Annotated in this window: 11 protein-coding genes; 2 read left to right on the top strand and 9 right to left on the bottom strand. The window is 41.4% G+C overall.

All coding sequences use genetic code 11. The features are described from left to right. Nucleotides 1-7 precede the first annotated feature (7 nt). The 5 genes from AT15_RS00925 to AT15_RS00905 all read right to left on the bottom strand — a co-directional run bounded on the left by AT15_RS00925 (nt 8) and on the right by AT15_RS00905 (nt 5228). A complete protein-coding gene (locus AT15_RS00925) occupies nt 8-1309 on the bottom strand; it encodes an acetyl-CoA hydrolase/transferase family protein (protein ID WP_068345437.1) in 1302 nt (433 codons plus the stop codon). Nucleotides 1310-1311: 2 nt separating this feature from the next. Continuing rightward, nucleotides 1312-2475, bottom strand: coding sequence for a TetR/AcrR family transcriptional regulator (locus AT15_RS00920; RefSeq protein ID WP_068345433.1), 1164 nt, complete (start codon nt 2473-2475; stop codon nt 1312-1314). Then, the gene (gene fabG / locus AT15_RS00915) at nt 2472-3218 is read right to left on the bottom strand and encodes a 3-oxoacyl-[acyl-carrier-protein] reductase (protein ID WP_068345431.1); all 747 of its coding nucleotides are present in this window, start codon (nt 3216-3218) and stop codon (nt 2472-2474) included. Before fabG ends, AT15_RS00920 begins: the two co-directional genes overlap by 4 nt. A 22-nt stretch (nt 3219-3240) precedes the next feature. Continuing rightward, nucleotides 3241-4254 carry a 3-oxoacyl-ACP synthase gene (locus tag AT15_RS00910; RefSeq protein WP_068345727.1) on the bottom strand — a complete coding sequence of 338 codons (1014 nt, stop codon included), beginning with the start codon at nt 4252-4254 and terminating at the stop codon, nt 3241-3243. Nucleotides 4255-4421: 167 nt separating this feature from the next. Then, entirely contained in the window at nt 4422-5228 is an 807-nt protein-coding gene (locus AT15_RS00905; protein WP_068345429.1) for an alpha/beta fold hydrolase, read from the bottom strand. A 391-nt stretch (nt 5229-5619) separates the two neighbouring features. Between AT15_RS00905 and nifJ the strand changes: the two genes are divergently transcribed. Then, nucleotides 5620-9138 (top strand): pyruvate:ferredoxin (flavodoxin) oxidoreductase, encoded by a 3519-nt coding sequence (gene nifJ, locus AT15_RS00900; protein ID WP_068345428.1) that lies wholly within the window; start codon nt 5620-5622, stop codon nt 9136-9138. Between the two features lie 50 nt (nt 9139-9188). Here the strand turns inward: nifJ and AT15_RS00895 are convergent, their stop codons facing one another. Continuing rightward, a complete protein-coding gene (locus AT15_RS00895; RefSeq protein ID WP_068345426.1) occupies nt 9189-9686 on the bottom strand; it encodes a hypothetical protein in 498 nt (165 codons plus the stop codon). A 249-nt stretch (nt 9687-9935) separates the two neighbouring features. On the opposite strand from AT15_RS00895, the gene AT15_RS00890 reads away from it, so the two are divergent. Continuing rightward, complete coding sequence (locus AT15_RS00890) at nt 9936-10583, top strand: RNase H family protein (RefSeq protein ID WP_068345424.1); 648 nt, start codon at nt 9936-9938, stop codon at nt 10581-10583. Between the two features lie 73 nt (nt 10584-10656). Here the strand turns inward: AT15_RS00890 and AT15_RS00885 are convergent, their stop codons facing one another. The 3 genes from AT15_RS00885 to AT15_RS00875 all read right to left on the bottom strand — a co-directional run bounded on the left by AT15_RS00885 (nt 10657) and on the right by AT15_RS00875 (nt 16664). Continuing rightward, nucleotides 10657-12366, bottom strand: a complete 1710-nt coding sequence (locus AT15_RS00885; protein ID WP_068345421.1) for a M3 family oligoendopeptidase — start codon at nt 12364-12366, stop codon at nt 10657-10659. Between the two features lie 121 nt (nt 12367-12487). After that, entirely contained in the window at nt 12488-14659 is a 2172-nt protein-coding gene (locus AT15_RS00880; RefSeq protein WP_068345419.1) for a sodium-translocating pyrophosphatase, read from the bottom strand. A 34-nt stretch (nt 14660-14693) separates the two neighbouring features. Next, on the bottom strand, nt 14694-16664 hold the full coding sequence (locus AT15_RS00875; RefSeq protein WP_068345725.1) for an ATP-dependent helicase: 1971 nt from the start codon (nt 16662-16664) through the stop codon (nt 14694-14696). Nucleotides 16665-16682 lie beyond the last annotated feature (18 nt).

Here is a 16682-nt window from a genome sequence, read left to right as displayed (position 1 = left end):
TCGCCTCCTATATTAAATTCAATTTGCTTGCCTCTTTTTTTAGCTGATTTCTGAAATCTGGATGAGCTATATTAACAAGAGCTTCCACCCTTTGTTTGACGCTTAACCCTCTCAAATGGGCAATGCCGTATTCTGTAACCACATAATCTATGTCCTGCCTGGGAACAGTTACCGGAGAACCAGGCGGTAATAAGGGAACTATCGTTGAGATAGTCCCGTGCTTCGCTGTTGATCGCAAGGCTATGATTCCCTTACCGCCTTTTGACATAGTTGCGCCACGGTGGGTATCGAGCTGACCGCCTGTCCCGCTGTAATGTCTTGTCCCGATTGCTTCTGAACACACCTGGCCGGTAAGGTCAACTGTTATCGCTGTGTTTATAGAAACCATCTTCTCGTTTTGAGCAATGATATATGGGTCATTGACATATTTGCCCCTTAATACAAAAATTCCCGGATTATCTTCAACAAATTCATACATCTTTTTTGTACCAAGGGCGAAGGTGCAGATAAATTTTCCGGGCCAGAGCGTTTTCCGCCTGTTTGTTATTATCCCTTTTTCAAAGAGTTCTATCATAGATTCGGTGAACATCTCAGTATGAATGCCCAGATCCCTTTTGTCTTCAAGCAGTTTCGCCACTGCATTGGGAATTCCACCAATACCTATCTGCAAGGTTGAACCATCCTCAATGAGTGCAGAAATGTGTCGCGCTATGTGCTTTTCCGTTTCTGAAGGCTCAACAACCGGGAGCTCTGGAATATCGAAATTGTTTTCTATTACGTGGTCAACCTCGCTGATATGAACCTGTGTTTCCCCATGAGTTTTTGGAGCCTTTTCGTTAACTTCCAGGACAACGATATCAGCGTTTTCTACCATGTCACGTTCATAGACATTGGAAAGAGAGAGCGTCATATAACCATTCTTGTCCATAGGTGATGCTACACCCCAAAAAATGTCAGGTTTGTTGCTTACAATCCTGTCGGTACCAGCGTTATGCAAATTGTTGGGTATGTAAGAGACAGTTTTATAACCAGATTCAGCCGCTTTTCTAACGGGTGCTGAATAAAACCACGATTCATTGATGAAGGTTCCATTATATTGCGAATCCATAAAAAAGGGATATTCACGCATGTTAAGGCAACTGGTTACGCTGACATTTTTCACACGATCTGATATTTTATGCAGGTTATCAAGCAACCCCTTGGGTTCCATTGAAACCATGCTGACAACAATTTTTTGATTAGTTTTTATCAGATTCAAAGCTGAATCCAGAGAAAGCAGCTTTTTCCTGTAAAGTTCCTTCCAGTCCATTTTTATACCTCCAAACCTCTTGCAATGAGCTTTGCAAGATCAATGAGATATTCCTCCCATTTATCTACGGGATATCGTGGCCTGAAAACAAGGTCAAGACCCATAAAATGCCCAATTCCCATGAGAAAGATAGCTATTGAATGTTCATTCATAGGGCGAAGCTCACCCGAATCCATTGAACTCCTTAGAGCTTTTACATAAGAACTCAGAAGCTTTTCGTAATATCTATAACCAAGATTGTCAACAATGAATTCAGACTCTCTAACGATTTCATAGAGCTCTCTGTGCTCTTTCATGAATTCAAGAAATACACGATAATTTCTAATCTCCTTTTCGAGCCTGCTTCCAAGGTCAATTGATGCATCTCTCATCATATGGCGCAGTTTTCTGTTTGCAAACATAACCAGTTCTTCCAGCAAAGCCTGTTTGTTCTTGAAGTAGAGATAAAATGTGCCCTGACCAAAGCCAGCTCCGGACATTATTTCATATACGGAAGTTTTGAAATACCCTTTTTTCCCGAAGAGTTTTTCAGCTGATTCCATAATGAGGGAACGATTGTCATTTCCATAGCTTGCCTTTTTATTTATGGAAAAACGTGTAACCTCACCACTCATTCTCGCAGGAATATCAAAACCGTGACAGGTAAAATCCAGCAGATCATCTATCACTTCAACAGGAACTTTGTTGTTCTTAAAGATTATCCAGTAAATAGCGCTAAATCTTATAGGGCCAATTAAAAACCACTTCAATGCTGGTCTAATTTCAAAGGCATTTGTTTTTAAGATTTTGGATATTGCATCTAAGTATGTAGCATCAACGAGGTCTTCGATATTTTTTAGCCTGTATTCTGCTTCATGAAAAGCTTTGAAACGCCTTCTGGACTTCCACAATGCTTCGAAGGCTGATATATATAAATGCTTGAGTTCATCGCGCTTGCTACTGCTCTTGACAATTTTTACTGATCGCTGGAAACTCTCCATCATTTCGTTTGTAATGGTTCTGAAGATGTCGTCTTTGTTCTTGAAATGACGGTAAAAAACGCCATTTGACAACCCTGCTTTTCTGCAAATTGCAGCTATGGATGTTTTTTCAAAACCCTTGCTGCTGAAGAGGTCTTCAGCAGCTAAAAGAAGTGCATTCCGTGTTCTTTGAACTCTTGTGCTCAAAGAACAAGCCCTCCGTCAACACCAATGACTTGACCTGTGATATAACTCGACTCATCGGATATAAGAAATAGATATACATTTGCAATTTCTTCAGGATTTCCCATTCTTTTGAGAGGGATCTTTTCTTCCATGTATTTGATAACTTTTTCCGGGACTTTTTCCGTCATAGGGGTTTTTATGAAACCAGGGGCCACGGCATTGACTCTTATATTGCTACCTTTTCTGGTGAATTCTTTTGCCCAGGTTTTGGTCATGGCAATGACTCCCCCTTTGGTAGCCGAATAGTTTGTTTGCCCTATGTTTCCGTACACACCAACGACCGAAGAAGTATTCACTATTGAACCGTAACCCTGGCTAAGCATAACGGGAACCACAAATTGAGTCATATTGAATACTCCTTTTAGATTAACGTCAATAACGATATCCCAATCTTCTTCTGACATCTTTTGAATGAGCGCATCTCTGGTTATGCCAGCGTTGTTAACCAGTCCGTCGATTTTGCCATATTTCTCTTTGAGTTCCTCTACAAGTTTTTCAATAGCCTTGCGGTCAGTAACACTGAGCTTTTTAGCTACAATTTCTCCAGGAAGCCCCTTAGCTTCATCTACAAGACTTTTTAAGAGCTCTTCGTTTAGGTCACAAGCTATCACAGTAGCCCCTTCTTCACAAAATCTTTTCGCAGAAGCTCTTCCAATACCACTTGCAGCTCCTGTGATGATAACTACTTTACCTTTAAGCCTCATTTTAATCCCTCCATATCGCGATCTATACTGTCCCCCAGCGAATGGTAGTCGCTGCCCAGACAAAACCGAGACCTGCTCCTACCATAACGATGAGAGAACCATCTTTTATTTTTCCTTTTTCAAGTCCCAGCTTTATTGAAAGCAACTGATCATTTTGTCCTATGTGCCCATAATTCTCAAGGTAAGTGGATTGTTCAGGTGTTAGTCCGAGTTCCTGTAATACGGCATAATGCGCTGAGCGCTTGAAGTGTAAAATAGCCAGATAATCAATATCCTTTTCACGATATCCGCTATTTTTTACAGATTCCCTTATTACCTTGAAAAAGTTCGGAGTAGTCTTTTCAGAGAGCCTCTTTTTGAACTCTGCTGGGTCACCCGAAACTTTGAAATAGAAATCTTTTACATCTTGCTCTTTCATGGGCCAGTTTTTAGTTCCGCCAACGGGCACCACGCAATCTTCCGAGAAAGAACCATCGCCTTTGAAAGAGGATGCCAAAACAATATTTCTTCCAAGGTTCTTCTTCAATACGACAGCAGCACCTCCAGCTCCAATGTCAAGCATAAAACTCGTGGAAGGCTCAGCGGGATTAATTAGGTCAACATTTCTATAACCGCTTGCTATCAGGACCGTATTAACGTCGTTTCGGGTGAGCATAATGCTTTTCGCAATATCTATGGCTACCATCATAGAACCACACATGGCTTCCATATCAAAAGACCATGCCCGGGAAGCACCGATTTCATGAGCAACTTTTAATCCGGCAAGCCAGCAAGGGTAGTCCTTATGTTGACCACCACCCCATATTAGAAGATCGACATCCTCGGGGGATATCTTAGCATCTTCTATGGCTTTTTCTGATGCTTTGATTGCCATATAGCTTGTAGTGTCTCCGGGACCTGGAAGAAACTTCTGCCTGATACCAAACTTTTCAGCAATAACATTTTCAGGAATTTTAGAGAGTTCAGAGATCTCCTTGGCTGAAATTCTTTGCTCCGGAAGATAGATACCTATTCCTGCAATTCCAACATGTTCCAAAACCTCACCCCATTTTGTGCTGTGATTCACCTCTCATTAATGAAAACTGAACCACCTCTCATATTTTAATTAAATACTACACAAACAAACTGTAATATCAAAATAGGATTAGAGTCTAACAGTTCTGATTAAAGAGCATAGAAGACGACCTAACGAGGTTATCAAGCTCAATTATATCTGAGGAGAAAACCCATAACTGCAGCCAGGAATTCTCCCTGCTTTTCCAGAAAAGCTGCATGCCCGGCATCATGAATTATCAGGCACTCACTGTTAGGAATTTTTTCTTTTATGAGTTCCATTTCGTTGATTGGAGTAATGATATCTCTGTCAGCCATCACCAGAAGCGTAGGGCTTTTGATACCGGATAGTTCATCGAGTGTGTTAAAGCTCAGGTTACTTGATGCGAGCCTTATAAAACCATTAAACCAGTCTTTATCGAGAAGTGTCTTAAAGGCTTCCTGGCGCTTTTTTAGCCATTTCAGATTATTGTTGTAAAAAGTATCAGAATAGATGAAAGGAATAGCCAGTGAAAAGAATTTCTCACCATCATATAGCCGCGCAGCTTCTTTCCAGGCTTCGCCAAGTTCTTGAAGATATGGTGAAATTCGTGCAGGAGTATTGGAAAGGACTAAAGCATTCACCCTTTGAGGATTCATCAACGCAAAAAGCTGTGCCACCTGTCCCCCATAAGAAAGGCCTACAACATTAATCTTATCTATATTAAGATGATCAAGTAGAGCGTTAAGATCTTCAGCATGAATAGAAATATCATAGTTCTGTGACATCCTGCTTGATTTTCCCTGATCTCTGAAATCCATAAGCAATACCTGAAAAAAACGTGTTAAATCAGGCAAGTGGCCATGCCATGAAAGCGTGGACATCATAATTCCATTCAAAAGTACAACAACTGGCTTGGTTTTTTCACCATGAAGTTCGTAATACAGCTCTACATTTCCCCTCTTGAAATAAGCCATAGGTTACCTCCTTGATTTTTTCGTTGTCGGTTTTAGGTTATGTGTGTCTTGAAAAGCCGAGAACCGAGAATCCGAGAGGACAAGAAAAAGCCTTGAAATTCTTGATTCTTTAATTATTAGTTCTCATTGCTACTCCTCGGAATCCCGATTAATTCAATCACTTTGTGGTTTGGGAATTACTGTGAAACACTCAATGATCAGATACATTATAATACAACTTTATTTTTCAAAAATTCCAGATGCTCAATTTATAGCAAAGGTGTTCATCTTTTTGCCATTTATTGAATGGTTTTTTAGTCGAAAACTTTTTAAGAGTGTGCTATCATTAAATGAGTTAAATGGTTCACAAGGATATTTTCATACACTCGTCTTCGATTAAGGAGGGTTGAACATGGCAAAACGCATGCAGAGTATGGATGGGAATACTGCTGCCGCCCACGTCGCATATGCTTTTACCGATGTAGCTGCTATATTCCCTATTACTCCATCTTCACCCATGGCAGAATTTATCGATGCCTGGGCAGCTAATGGACGTAAAAACCTTTTTGGTCAGACTGTGAAAGTCGTGGAAATGCAGTCTGAAGGGGGAGCATCCGGGGCGGTTCATGGCTCACTTGCTGCAGGAGCTCTTACAACTACTTTTACAGCTTCACAGGGACTGCTTCTTATGATCCCGAATATGTACAAAATCGCCGGAGAACTCCTTCCCGGGGTGTTCCATGTTAGTGCCCGTGCAGTTGCAGGACATGCTCTATCCATTTTTGGGGACCATACGGATGTTATGGCCACAAGGCAGACAGGTTTTGCGCTTTTGGCTTCTGGTAGTGTACAGGAGGTAATGGATCTTGCTGCAATTGCACATTTGTCCGCTATCAAATCCAGAATCCCATTCCTGCATTTCTTCGATGGGTTCAGGACTTCTCATGAGATCCAGAAAATTGAAGTTCTCGACTATGAAGACCTTGGAAAATTGCTTGACTATGAAGCGGTTAAAGCCTTTAGAAAAAATGCGCTCAATCCCGAACACCCGGTAATCAGGGGAACAGCACAGAATCCTGATATCTATTTCCAGGCAAAAGAATCAGCCAACAGGTTCTATGATGTTGTTCCTGATGTGGTCGCCGAGTACATGAAGGAAATATCAAATCTAACAGGCAGGGAGTACAAACCCTTTAACTATTACGGCGCGCCTGATGCAGAATACGTTATTATTGCTATGGGTTCTGTTACGGAAACTGCCGAAGAAACAGTAGATTATCTACTCAGCAAGGGAGAAAAAGTTGGACTTATTAAAGTGCACCTTTACAGACCTTTTTCTCCGAAATATTTCTTTGATGTTCTACCTAAAACAGTAAAGAGAATAGCTGTCCTCGACAGATCAAAGGAACCAGGTGCAGTTGGTGAACCCCTTTATGAGGATGTAAAGTCACTTTTCTATGGAATGGAAAACGCTCCTTTAATAATTGGTGGAAGATACGGACTTGGTTCAAAGGATACCACACCTTCTCAGGTTAAAGCTGTTTTTGATAACCTCAAATCCGAAAAACCCAAGGATCACTTCACTATTGGCATAGTTGATGACGTTACAGGAACTTCACTGGAAGTGAAAGAGGTTATCAATACCACCCCTGAAGGGACAATTCGCTGCAAATTCTGGGGATTTGGCTCTGATGGTACAGTTGGTGCAAATAAAAACGCTATCAAGATAATTGGTGACAATACAGACTACTATGCTCAGGGGTATTTTGCGTATGATTCAAAGAAATCTGGTGGTGTCACGATATCGCACCTGAGATTTGGGAAAAAGCCGATAAAGTCAACATATCTCATAGACGAAGCAGATTTTGTTGCCTGCCACAAGCAATCTTATGTCAATCAGTATGATCTTCTGAAAGGCTTGAAAAAAGGTGGCACTTTCCTCCTGAATACCAGCTGGGAAGGAGAAGAGCTCGAAAAGAACCTTCCAGCAAACATGAAACGATACATTGCAGAGAACGATATTCACTTCTACACAATTGACGCTACAAAGATCGCAATGGAGATAGGTCTTGGTGGCAGGATAAACATGATCATGCAGGCTGCCTTCTTTAAACTCATCAACGTTATGAATATCGATGAAGCTGTCGATCTGTTAAAGAAAGCAGTTGTTAAGACTTATGGCAAAAAAGGCGAGGATATCGTAAAGATGAACCATGAGGCAATAGATAAGGGAATAAGCTCTCTCGTGAAAGTCGAGGTTCCTGCTTCATGGAAAAACGCCGTTGATGAAAAGACCGAAGAAAAAGAGAAGCCAGAATTCATCAAGAAAATTCTTGAACCCATGAACAGGCAGGAGGGTGATAGCCTGCCAGTGAGCGCTTTCCTTGGCAGAGAAGATGGATCATTCCCCCTTGGAACAGCTGCTTATGAAAAGCGTGCCATTGCAGTTGAAGTTCCTGAATGGATATCCGATAAATGTATTCAATGTAACCAGTGTTCTTTCGTGTGTCCACATGCTGTGATAAGACCATTCCTTCTCAATGAGGAAGAAATGGCAAGGGCTCCGGAAGGTTATACTACAAAGAAAGCCATTGGCGGAAAGAAATTCGAGGGGCTCCAATTCAGGATACAGGTTAGTGTACTTGACTGTACCGGTTGCGGTAACTGTGCAGATGTATGTCCCGCCGATGCCCTCGTAATGAAACCCATTGAAACTCAAATGAATGAAGCTAAGAATTGGGAATTCTCTGAAACCATAAGCGAGAAAAAGGATCTCCTGCCCTTAACCACAGTCAAAGGCAGCCAGTTCTCAAAACCGTTGTTTGAATTCTCGGGTGCTTGTGCAGGCTGTGGAGAGACCCCCTATATAAAAGTGGCCACACAGCTCTATGGAGACAGGATGATTATAGCTAATGCTACGGGTTGTTCTTCGATTTGGGGAGCTTCTGCACCTTCTGTTCCATACACTACAAATGCAGAAGGGAAAGGACCTGCATGGGCAAATTCGCTCTTTGAAGACAATGCAGAGTATGGATTTGGCATGGCTATTGCAGTAAAACATATAAGAGAACGCATTGCTGAGCTGATGAATGAGCTTCTCAGCTTTGAGCTTCCGGATGATATCAAGGCACCATTCCAGGAATGGCTTAACGCTATTGATGATGCTAAAGCCTCCAGTGAGGCTACTAAAAAGATACTTCCCATTCTCGATATGAAATTCGAAGAAAAGAGAGTTAACGAAATACTCGCTGAAATCAAGGACAACAAAGACTTTCTTGTCAAGAAATCAGTATGGATAGTAGGTGGAGATGGCTGGGCATATGATATTGGTTATGGTGGATTGGATCACGTTCTTGCCATGAATGAAGACGTGAATATTCTTGTATTCGATACGGAAGTTTACTCCAACACTGGCGGCCAATCGTCAAAAGCCACTCCAACAGCTGCGGTTGCAAAATTTGCAGCTTCCGGTAAGAAGACAAAAAAGAAGGATCTGGGTTTGATGGCAATGGCATATGGCTATGTATATGTAGCACAGGTTGCCATGGGAGCCAACATGAACCAGTACATGAAGGCACTTACAGAAGCCGAGAATTACAAAGGTCCATCTCTGATAATCGCCTATTCCCCCTGTATAAACCACGGCATAAAAATGGGCATGGGCAAAACCCAGTTCCGCGAAAAGCAAGCCGTTGAAGCAGGATACTGGCACCTTTACCGCTATAATCCTGAACTGAAGAAACAGGGTAAAAACCCATTCATCCTTGACTCAAAAGAACCAACAGCTTCTTTCAGGGAGTTCCTTATGGGTGAAGTCAGATACACTTCGCTACTCAATACCTTCCCGGAAATTGCTGAAGAACTCTTTGCAAAAGCAGAAGCAGAAGCAAAGGAACGCTATGAAACATACAAAAAACTTGCAGAAGGATAATTAAGGCAAAATAAAAGGGGCGCATGAGCGCCCCTTTTTATTATGTTATCTCAGAAAGCAACTCCTGCCATTACATATGGGAACATGAAAGGATTAAACATGTTTATATCTGAGATATAGGTTGCTCCATCCATGCCGGCTTCAACAAAGAAAAATGCGATTCTTGCTCCAATCCCGAGTTTTGTCAAGAGGTAAATCTGGTCCTCTCCAATTTCTCCATTCACATAAGCTTGTATATTGCTAAGTGGCGATGTGACCTGCCCTCTCAAATAGAGGAACCAGACAGGCAATTTTAGATTTAAACCCAGGAACATATCTGGCTCAGAGTATTGATCAAATACATCTGAAGCAATATCGTAATACCCGATGGGAAGCTGTAAAGTAAAAATGGATAGATCAACCTGTCCATAGATTTCAGCACCTTCTAATGTTGGAGGATTAGTCGAGAAATCACCGAAGAAAGTTCCACCTATACCAGCAAATAGGCCATTTGCGAGGAAAAGCGTTGAAATTCCTATAATCATCATTACTAAAAGCAGCTTTTTCATAGATAACACCTCCTCTTTTAGAATACTTTCAATATCATTATATAATATTTCAACGCAGGAACAAATTGGCTGTACATATATTTGCTGGTTCCCTTGAAATAGAATTGATATCATACATTAATTTAATTCATATGTTTAATACGAATATCCTTCATTGTTTGGTGCGAAGTGTGCTAAAATATTTAACAAAATGAGTTTAGTTATAGGCAAAATAATTGGAATTTAACAAAATCATTACAAGGAGCGTTTATGTTCACACAAGATGAAATCTCAAGAATTATAACTTTTTTGGAGTCTAATGGATACACCGTGTCAGGCTATAAATCAAGGGAGTATTCTCTGGTAATAAAGCTCAGAGAAATTCCATTTTCAATAAGTATTTATAAGAATTCCAGGGGGGATCAGAAACTTGTTTTACCCGAAAATATATCATCGCAACCTAGAGAAGAGATTTACAGGTTGTGGAGGCAATTCAAAGGAATTATACTTCCCGGTTATCACGTTTTTGTAGATGGCAGTTACAGAGATAATCGGGTGGCATATGGCGTAGTATGCTTAAATGGCGGTGAAATCATAGAGACCTTTTCAGGAAGTTTTGAACTCGAAGCTGGTCCCCGGAATATCGCGGGTGAAATTGAAGGCGTATTGAAAGCTCTGGAATGGTCAAGAGATAAAGGGATTAAAGAAATATGGCTTCACTACGATTATGAAGGTCTTGAAAAATGGGGTTGCGGTATCTGGAAAGCGAAAGTTCCCTATACTCAAAGATATGTAAAACGTGTCAGTGAATTTGCCAGAGAAATAAAGATCCATTGGGTAAAAGAAAAAGCTCATTCAGGCAGTTTGTATAATGAAATTGCAGACAAACTTGCTCGAAAGGCACTGGATAAGAAATAAGTTCCAGCTTTCATCACATAACAAACAAGGCCCATATGGGCCTTGTTGTGTTAATAATTGGTACTGTATGAAATTACAACTTTTCCAGTTCGCCTTTTACAAATTCCACGAGTTCAGCGATATACCCTTCACTGAAATCAAAATCGATTCCAGCGGCTTTGTATAATTCATCAAGAGGTCTTGAATGCCCGAGACTGAGAAAATTCTTATACTGTTTAAGGGCCTTTTCTGGATTTCTCTTGAAATTCCTGTATAGGGCAATTGCTCCTAACTGCGCTATTCCGTATTCAATGTAATAGAAAGGAGAGGTCATAATATGCGGTTGAAGCAGCCACCTTATGCGCTTCTCCTTTTCAAGTCCTGTCCAATTTATGCCTGTGTTGAACCTATCGACAAGCGACGCAAAATAATCATCGCGCTCATCAGGAGAATGATCAGGATTGGTATAAATCCACTGCTGGAAAGCATCGACAATCATGCACCACGGCAGGAAAGAAATAGTTCCAACGAGTTCTTTGCGCTTTGCTAGTTTAAGGTCTTCGCTGTCGGGATAGTATTCGTTCAGGTAGTCAAGCGTCAACAATTCCATTGACATGGAAGCGAGCTCGGCTGCTTCGTGTGGTGTATGCTTGTAAAGCAATAAGCGCTCTTTTACAGTAGCAAAGGAGTGCATTGCATGGCCGGATTCATGAAGCAAAGTCCTAACGTTTTCTGGAACACCCGTGGCGTTCATAAAAATAAAGGGAGCTCCCGTTTCATCAAGGGGATAATTGTAACCGCCAGGGGCTTTTCCCTTTCTGTTTTCCAGGTCTAACAAACCACTGTTTTTCATTTTTTCAAGGTTTATGCCAAACTCAGGATCCAATTTAGATAATATTTTTATCGCCTTATCAACAAATTCATCTATGTTTTCAAAGGGTTTCAAAATTCTACCTGATGGCTCCACGACTGTATCCCAGGGACGCAGCGTTTCCAACTTTAGCTGTTCACGTCTTTCCTTGTTGAGCTTCTTAACAAAAGGAACTACAACGCTTTCAACTGAGTTATGGAACCTGAAGATATCTTCTACAGAGTAAGCAAATCTCTGCTTTCTTGCATGCATATAATCGCGGTAGTTATCAAAGCCAGCGTTTTTTGCTTGTGGAATTCTTATCTCTTTTAGTTTGTCAAAAAGATTTTCCAGAGTATCTCTTACGGAAGAGAGTTTGTTCATCATCAATTTCCAGGTTTCTTCTCTAACCTTCCGATCTGGCTCGTGCTGAAACTTTGAGAGTTGCATGATAGTGTATTCTTTGCCTTTGTAATCAATAGTAAGGGACCCGATAATGGACCCGAATTTTGAAGATAACTCTTTTTCCTTAATTTCCAGAGGGAGGTTTTCTTCTCTGAAGAGTTCGATACGATTCGAAATAAGTCTATCCAGATGTGCGTATCTGCTTCTGTCCAGCCTTTTTTTGTAAGGCGAATCGTAGAATCGTTTCATTAACTTTATTCGATATGGCTCAGCCTTAGAAAAAACCTTTGCATAAAAATTCGAATATTCTTGCCGCAGCTTTTCGTCATCTGCTTTACAGGTCATTTTTATATACCGCCATGCGAGCTGTTCCTGCAAAATCATGTAGAGCTCACTGAACCTTTCAAGAAAGGTTTCGAGATCTTTCTCTGAGCTTATTCCAAATTCTAATAAGCTATTTAGTTCTCGCTCCACATTACTCCACTCAGAAAGATCCAGTTCCTCCGGAAAGAATTTTCTCGGTTGTTTTTTTATGACTGGTGCTGACATTTTCTCACCTCCAGTATTATTATACAACTTAGTTAGCTTATCGAACAAATGTGAATACTCATGTAATAGAAAATAGCCTCCCTAAGGGAGGCTATTTTCATTAAAGAACATTTTTGTTTTCTCACATGAAAAATGGCTTGTTTGGAAATAGTGAACCAAAGACGAGAGAAACTACCGACATAAGTTTTATCAATATATCCATAGATGGCCCGACGGTGTCTTTCAAGGGATCACCGACTGTGTCCCCAACAATGGCAGCTGCATGTACGTCTGTTCCCTTACCACCATAGTTGCCTTCTTCGATAAATTTCTTTGCGTTATCCCATGCGCCGCCGGAGTTTGCTGTGAACAAAGCTATCATAATCGCGCTTCCCAGGCCACCAAGTAGTAAGCCAGCTACGGCTGCCTTCCCAAAGAGAAAACCAACAATAAAGGGAGTAAGAATTGCTATAAGCCCTGGTGCGAGCATCCTGCTGACGGCGCCCTTTGTCGTTATCTCAATACATCTTTTGTAATCCGGGGTTTCCTCACCTGTGAGTATTCCCTTATGTTCTCTGAACTGCCTTCTGATTTCCATTATCATCAAATCTGCTGAATCAGCAACACCTTTTATAAGCAATGAAGTAAAGAAAAACGGAAGCATTGCACCTATTATCACCCCTATAATCGTATAAGGTTCCACAAGGTTTATGACGGGGTTGTTTACTATCTCTTCGGCAGATTGTGCAGCACTCCAAATGTATGAAACGATTAGAGCGAGAGCAGCAAAGGCAGCAGAGCCAATGGCGAACCCTTTTCCGATTGCTGCTGTTGTGTTTCCAACAGAGTCGAGTTTATCGGTTATCGTTCTAACCTTTGGGTCAAGTTCAGCCATTTGTGCTATACCACCGGCATTATCCGCAACCGGGCCGTAGCTATCCACGCTTACGATATATCCAACGAAGGATAACATTCCCAGAGCAGCAATTGCTATTCCATAAACACCCGCAGCCCAATAAGCACCGAGTATTGCGAGAGCAAGCGTAATAACAGGCCACAATGTGCTTCCCATACCAAGAGCAAGACCAGAAGTGATATTTATAGCCACGCCAGATTGTGTCTTTTGAGCAAGCTTCCTTGTAGGATTATAATCCGTGGAGGTAAAATATTCACTTAACTTGCTTATAATCAAACCGGCAATCAGCCCGCTTGCGATCGCCAGGAAAATTCTCCATCTTGAGACAAAATCCGGGTTGGCAATAAAGGCATCTTTGAATTTGTAATCAGGCGCGTAAAAACCTATTACAAAAGCTGTGGAAGCCAAAACCAGAATTCCGGTGAATATGTTGCCAAAGCCCAGAGCTTTTCTGGCATCTTTTGCTTTCAAACTTGAAACAACAATCACGCCTATCAACGACGCTATTACCCCGGCACCTGCAATCAACACTGGTAAAAGAATCAATCTGTAATATTGGTCAGAATTCATACCCCATTGGACAACCCCATCAACAACCTGTTTATCAGCGAGCTTCATAAATATGGCGAGAACGATTGCAGAGACAACAGAGGCCACATAAGACTCAAGAATATCAGCTCCTAATCCGGCGACATCCCCAACATTGTCTCCAACGTTATCCGCTATGGTAGCGGGGTTTCTAGGGTCATCTTCGGGTATCTGGGCTTCAATTTTTCCAACAAGGTCAGCGCTCATATCAGCGGCTTTGGTGTACATTCCACCGCCAACCCTGTCAAAAAGAGCAATCAAGCTGGCCCCCAGAGAGTAAGAGCTTATTATCATTACTGAATCAAGAAAAGATATTCTCCCAAAGGCTTTTGAAATTTCCGTAAGACTCTCATAAACAAAAGAGTCTTTAAAGATTATCATTATTATCGCAAGCCCGGTAAGTGAAAATCCTGCCACAGAAAGTCCCATTACTGATCCGCCTGAAAAAGCCACTTTGAAAGCCTGTGATAGCCCACTCTTTGCGCCTTCCGCAACTCTCGCGTTGGCCCTTGTAGCGGCGTACATACCTATGACGCCAGCGAGCTCAGAAACCAGAGCACCAAAGAGTAGAGCGATCGGGTATTTGTAAGATTGGAACAGGATACCCAGAGCGGCAGCTATTAGAATAGCCACTGCAAAGATTTTTCTGGCTTCTGCTGCAAGAAAAGTTGAGGCTCCTTCCTGTACATAGCCTGAGAGTTTTCGCATCGTATCAGTTCCAGGAGAAAATCTGAGAGTTCTTCTGAGCATCATGAATGCAAAAAACGTCGAAATCAGACCTGCGATTAGTGGTAGATATAACGCATCCATTTCTTTCCCCCCTAGCTTAGAGTATTTATGAGATTTATAGATCCCATCCTACATCCCAGAATTCCACAGTATCTTCAGGGATTTTCGCTATGAAATCATGACCAGCGCGAAAAACGTACCTGTTTCCCATCATGGGCCTGCTTCTTCCACCCTTTTGCTTAATTATGTACAGGTAATCCCTTGCTCTTGTGACAGCCACGTAAAAAATCCGTTCTTCTTCGTCTATGTTACCTTCATTGAGAGAGAAATAGCTGGGAAAATCACCGGGATTAACTGCAATAATGAATACAACATCCCACTCCAATCCCTTTGCTTGATGCACGGTACTTAAAACAACCCGGGCTTCCTTTCTGGTTCTTTCTCTCTCTATGTCTACCTTTTCGCTGACTGCAAGATCTTCGAGCAATTCAGTAATGCTTGAATACCTTTCTGAAATTTCCATAAGCCTTTCTATATCAAGTTTTCGGTCGCGTGCATCGGGATACTTCTCGTCCAGATAATCACTGTAAAAGGTATCAAAAATTTTTTGTATAACATTAACTGGCTGCTTTTCGTCTTTCACGGGTTCCAGAATTGCCAGAAGGTTTTCAAGCCTGATTCGACTACCATTGAATTCTTTAAGCAATTCTATTATTTTATCCCGATCTCCCTCACAGGCCTGTAAGGCGTTTATTATTTTTACCGATGTCATACTGCCAACCCCTGGAAATAAGCGAAGAATTCTCCCCCAGGAAAGCTGGTCGTAAGGATTTACAAGGACCTTCAAAAAGGCAATTATATCTTTTACATGAGCTGTTTCAACAAACCTTGGGCCGGAAAACAATATATAGTCAATTTTCCTTCTGTCCAGTTCCATTTGTAATTCAAGAGAGTGATAGTGCGATCTATAAAGCACTGCGATTTTCTCCGGTAATATTCCATCGTTTATATGCTCTTCAATTTTCTGCGCAACGAAATTTGCCTCTTCCATGTTATCCCAGGTTTCTGCGATAACAGGCATCGGGCCTGGATTTCTAACTGCCTTCAAGCTCTTCTCAATGGCGCTTGATGGAATGATGTTGTTTATAAGACGGACTATTTCGGGGGTTGATCGGTAATTTGTTTGAATCTTGAAAGTCTTTGTATCCGGGGCTTTCAGAAAGTCAAATACATTCTCAAATCTTGCACCCCTAAAAGAATAAATCGATTGGGCATCATCTCCCACGACAACAAGGTTTCCATGCACGCCGGATAACAGCTCTATAAGCTTGTACTGGAGGATATTCGTGTCCTGAAATTCATCCACAAGAATCCATCTAAATCTCATTGATTCGATTTCAAGTGCTTCGGGGTTGCTTTCGAACAATTGGAGGGCTTTTATCAACAGGTCATCGTAATCCAACGAGTTGTTTTCGCTTTTCAAGATGGTATATCGTTTCCAGATTTCTTCTATATATTCTTCGACCCCAAGAAATTTCCTGTTTTGATGAACTATCGACTCCCTGAGCGAAAGGCCACAGTTAACTGCATAGGAGTAAATAGATTGAAGTACCCCGGCACTTGGAAGGATAGAAGAATTCTTTTTTCCCGTTTCTTCTAAAAGCTGGGAACGGCAATGCTTTATGAGGTCTTTTGCATCTTCTCTATCAAGAATCGTGAAATTGGAATTAATGTCAATGCGGTTTGAATATTTTCGCAGAAAATAATTGCTAATATGATGAAAAGTTCCAGCAAGCATGCCTTTCAGATCAGAACCGCTTGCCCTTCGGGCTCTTTCTATCATTTCTCTTGAAGCAGCACGGGTAAATGTCACAAGCAAGATATTTTCAGGCTTTATGCCGGAAGCCACTAAATGCGCAATTTTATAGGTTATTACCCTTGTTTTTCCAGATCCTGGTCCTGCAATAATCAGTGTTCTTCCAGAAGAATTAAGAACTGCATCGAGTTGTTCTGGATCCAAGGCACCACTGATAAATTCTGGAACGGGATTAGGTTTGAGCTTATACTTTCTGGCTTTTTCCTTCATGTTCAAATTCTATCACAT

Source organism: Kosmotoga arenicorallina S304 (assembly GCF_001636545.1).
Classification (GTDB): Bacteria; Thermotogota; Thermotogae; order Petrotogales; family Kosmotogaceae; genus Kosmotoga_B; species Kosmotoga_B arenicorallina.
The sequence above is the reverse complement of the archived record's forward strand: the minus strand, read 5'-3'. Positions and strand labels throughout refer to the sequence as shown.

What these genes read in the sequence shown, in the direction of transcription:
- AT15_RS00925 (WP_068345437.1), bottom strand. Translation starts at nt 1,309, where the DNA reads ATGGACTGGAAGGAACTTTACAGGAAAAAGCTGCTTTCTCTGGATTCA.
- fabG (WP_068345431.1), bottom strand. Translation starts at nt 3,218, where the DNA reads ATGAGGCTTAAAGGTAAAGTAGTTATCATCACAGGAGCTGCAAGTGGT.
- AT15_RS00905 (WP_068345429.1), bottom strand. Translation starts at nt 5,228, where the DNA reads ATGGCTTATTTCAAGAGGGGAAATGTAGAGCTGTATTACGAACTTCAT.
- nifJ (WP_068345428.1), top strand. Translation starts at nt 5,620, where the DNA reads ATGGCAAAACGCATGCAGAGTATGGATGGGAATACTGCTGCCGCCCAC.
- AT15_RS00895 (WP_068345426.1), bottom strand. Translation starts at nt 9,686, where the DNA reads ATGAAAAAGCTGCTTTTAGTAATGATGATTATAGGAATTTCAACGCTT.
- AT15_RS00890 (WP_068345424.1), top strand. Translation starts at nt 9,936, where the DNA reads ATGTTCACACAAGATGAAATCTCAAGAATTATAACTTTTTTGGAGTCT.
- AT15_RS00885 (WP_068345421.1), bottom strand. Translation starts at nt 12,366, where the DNA reads ATGTCAGCACCAGTCATAAAAAAACAACCGAGAAAATTCTTTCCGGAG.
- AT15_RS00880 (WP_068345419.1), bottom strand. Translation starts at nt 14,659, where the DNA reads ATGGATGCGTTATATCTACCACTAATCGCAGGTCTGATTTCGACGTTT.
- AT15_RS00875 (WP_068345725.1), bottom strand. Translation starts at nt 16,664, where the DNA reads ATGAAGGAAAAAGCCAGAAAGTATAAGCTCAAACCTAATCCCGTTCCA.